Below are 3,320 nucleotides of genomic sequence, written 5' to 3' on the forward strand. Positions count from 1 at the left end.
TAAAGCGGATAGGATTGAACTTAAGGAAAATATTTTCTTCATAAATGAAGAGGTATTAAACCAAATTAAGCAATTATCAATTATTAATTATCCATTATCTATTATCCATTGATAAATGCCTATACAAACAAGGGCTGAAGAATTATGAATTTAACTCCAGATAGTAAGGTAATAGTTCAGGGTGTTACAGAAAAAATGTCTACCCAAATAACCTTAATGATGAAGTCCTATGGAACAAATGTGGTAGCAGGTATTAGTCCTGGAGAAGGGGGACAAGAATGGTCTGACATACCTGTGTTTAATTTAGTAGAACAGGCAGTGGCAAAAGTAGGTATTATTGATACCACTTTGATAGTAGTCCCTGCTTACCAGGTTTTAGATGCTAGTTTAGAGGCGATCGCTTCTGGCATTAAACAAATTGTTATTGTTACAGAAGGAGTACCACCTCTAGATATGGTCCAATTATTGAGGAAAGCCGAGGCTACAGAAACTCTGATTGTTGGACCTAACTGTGCAGGTATTATAGTGCCGGATAAATTACTGCTGGGCACTCATCCAACTCAGTTTTACACTCCAGGCCCAGTGGGAATTATTAGTCGTAGTAATACTCTTACTTATGAAGTAGCTTGGGAATTAACAAAGTCAAGATTGGGGCAATCTATTTGTGTTAGTATTGGTTGCGATCCAATTGTTGGTTCTTCTTTTTTGCAATGGTTACAAATATTAGATGAAGATGATCGTACAGAGTTAATTGTTTTAGTAGGAGAAGTAGGTGGTGCAAGTGAAGAAATTGCAGCTTCTTATATATCAGAAACAATTGATAAACCGGTAGTTGCTTATATTGCTGGTATTTATGTTCCAATAAATCAAAATTACACTCATGCTAGTAGTTTAATTAATGCTAGAAACTCTAGGATAAAACATAATTTCCACGATCGAATGAAGAGTAAAATTGCTGCTTTTAAAGAATTTCAAATACCAGTAGCAAAACGACCTTCGGAAATTCCTAGCTTAGTGAAATATTCACTAGAAAAAAAGTATGTTTAGTAAGGAGTGGGGTGCAAAAATTAATCATGAATAATTAATAATTAACGATTACCTCTCCTTGAAAAGAAGAGAATTGACTCAAAGAAAATTTTTTCTTTATTATCCTCTTAAAAAGGGTGTCTTGAAAACATAATTTTCAGGTAAATAATTGATAATTTATACAGTATAATTTATTTTATTTTTGATTATTGGAGATGTATACTAAAAAAAATATGTATAGTTGAGTTTTTGTAGTTTAAAGAACTAGAAATAATATAGTTTTTCCCATCCTGAGTATTTTGTTAAATAAGCTTTCACCCCACATTCCGCACGTCAATTTATAACATTAAAAGGAGGGGCTGTGTGCAGAACTATTTCCATACAGTACGTGTCCCGTAGGAAACCTCGCCAATTAGCACTCGATGCCCGACTTATATAGCAATGTGCGCTGGCTTGCTTTACAAATTTCAGGAACTGTCCAATAGCTAAAAGTTTTATATCATAAGCTTTTTATCCCCCCCTACTGCCAAATGAGCTGCGCACAGCGCTATATTTTTATGCTACGTTTTGTCGTGCGGAATGTAGGTTTCATTATTTGGAGTCTGAACTAAAGTTAAAGTAAACTTCTGTATTTTCTTGCCCCTGGCTTTGGCCGGAGGTTCTGATAACTGATAACTGATAACTGAAATGACACAACTACCAGGTCCAAAAGCTCCTGCTTTGATTCAACTGCTTCAGTGGGTAGCCAAACCCTTGACATTTCTGGAAAAATGTGCAACTCAATATGGAGACACATTTCAAATAAAATTGAATTATCCAATGGTATTTATGAGTCATCCGAAGGCCATTGAAGAGATTCTCAAGACTAACCCAAAACAGTTTGATTCTGGTTATGGGAATAAATTTTTGGCACCACTAGTGGGAGATAATTCATTATTGTTGCTAGACGGCGATCGCCACCAACGTCAACGTCAACTTTTGATGCCACCCTTTCATGGAGAACGAATGCAAGCTTATGGTGATTTAATTTGTGCAATCACTGAAAAAATAGCTAGTAATTGGGTAGTAGGGCAACCATTTTCTATGAGAGAATCAACTCAAGAGATATCTTTAAAGGTAATATTACAGGCAGTCTTCGGCTTGGAGGAAGGGCAGAGGTATGATAAATTAGAGCAGTTTTTGAATTCAGTTTTAGAATCACTCGCTTCTTCCTGGAAAGCAAGTGCGCTATTTTTCAAGTTTCTACAAGTCGATCTGGGTTCATGGAGTCCGTGGGGCAAATTTCTCAGACAACGGCAAGAAATTGATGAGTTACTGTATGCAGAAATTGCCGAACGTCGTCAAAACCTAGACTCCAAACAAACAGATATTTTGACAATGCTGCTTTTAGCTAGGGATGAAGCAGGGGAAGCAATGAGCGATCGTGAATTGCATGATGAGTTAATTACACTGCTTTTAGCAGGACATGAAACTACTGCAACAGCCTTGGCATGGGCATTTTATTGGATTCACCACCAACCAGAAATTTATAACAAGTTATTGTCAGAATTAGATGATCTTGGAGATAACCCAGATCCAATGGCAGTTATCAAGCTGCCTTATCTGAATGCAGTTTGCTGTGAAACCCTGCGTATCTACCCAGTAGCGATAATTACATCTGCGCGAATAGCTAGATCGCCAATAACAATTATGGGTCAAGAATATCCACAGGGTACTGCTCTAGCTCCCTGTATTTATCTAGCTCATCGCCGTGAAGATTTGTATCCCGAACCAGAAAAATTTAAACCAGAGCGATTTTTAGAAAGGCAATATTCTGCTTATGAATTTTTACCTTTTGGCGGTAGTAGTCGTCGTTGCATTGGAGCAGCATTTGCTATGTTTGAAATGAAACTGGTATTAGCAAGTATTCTCAAGCGCTATAGTTTGGCTTTATCAGAGAAGCGATCGCTTAAAACAGTTCGTCGTGGTGTAACTATAGCTCCTGGAGGTGGAGTAAAAATGGTAATGACTGGGAAACGTATGCCGCAAAAACAATCTCCCTCGGTTGCTACTGTATAGAGAGTGGGGAGTAGGGGAGCGAGGGAGCGGGGAGTGGGGGAGTAGGGAGTATTTTTGTGACAAAAACAGTGGGAGCATCTTGCTCCCGGGCGTTGCTGAATTAGGGTATGATTTTGCCCCCGAGCAAGCCAATTTTGGGGGGATAAAACTCTAAAAGTCCCCCAGAATTGGGGGATGCGCGGGGGCATGGACTAGAACCAAACAATCGCGCATTCATACTTCAATTCAGCAACGCC

At 38.4% G+C, this 3,320-nt stretch carries 2 protein-coding genes; both read left to right on the forward strand.

The features are described from left to right. Window positions 1–144: 144 nt before the first annotated feature. Window positions 145–1,047 (forward strand): succinate--CoA ligase subunit alpha, encoded by a 903-nt coding sequence (locus AC3DU7_RS29230; protein ID WP_488042761.1) that lies wholly within the window; start codon window positions 145–147, stop codon window positions 1,045–1,047. A 666-nt stretch (window positions 1,048–1,713) separates the two neighbouring features. Continuing rightward, the gene (locus AC3DU7_RS29235; RefSeq protein ID WP_488042762.1) at window positions 1,714–3,084 is read left to right on the forward strand and encodes a cytochrome P450; all 1,371 of its coding nucleotides are present in this window, start codon (window positions 1,714–1,716) and stop codon (window positions 3,082–3,084) included. Window positions 3,085–3,320 lie beyond the last annotated feature (236 nt).

The organism is Okeania sp. (assembly GCF_983059655.1).

Excerpts from the sequence above, each read along its gene's own strand:
- AC3DU7_RS29230 (WP_488042761.1), top strand. The coding sequence starts at position 145 with ATGAATTTAACTCCAGATAGTAAGGTAATAGTTCAGGGTGTTACAGAA.
- AC3DU7_RS29235 (WP_488042762.1), top strand. The coding sequence starts at position 1,714 with ATGACACAACTACCAGGTCCAAAAGCTCCTGCTTTGATTCAACTGCTT.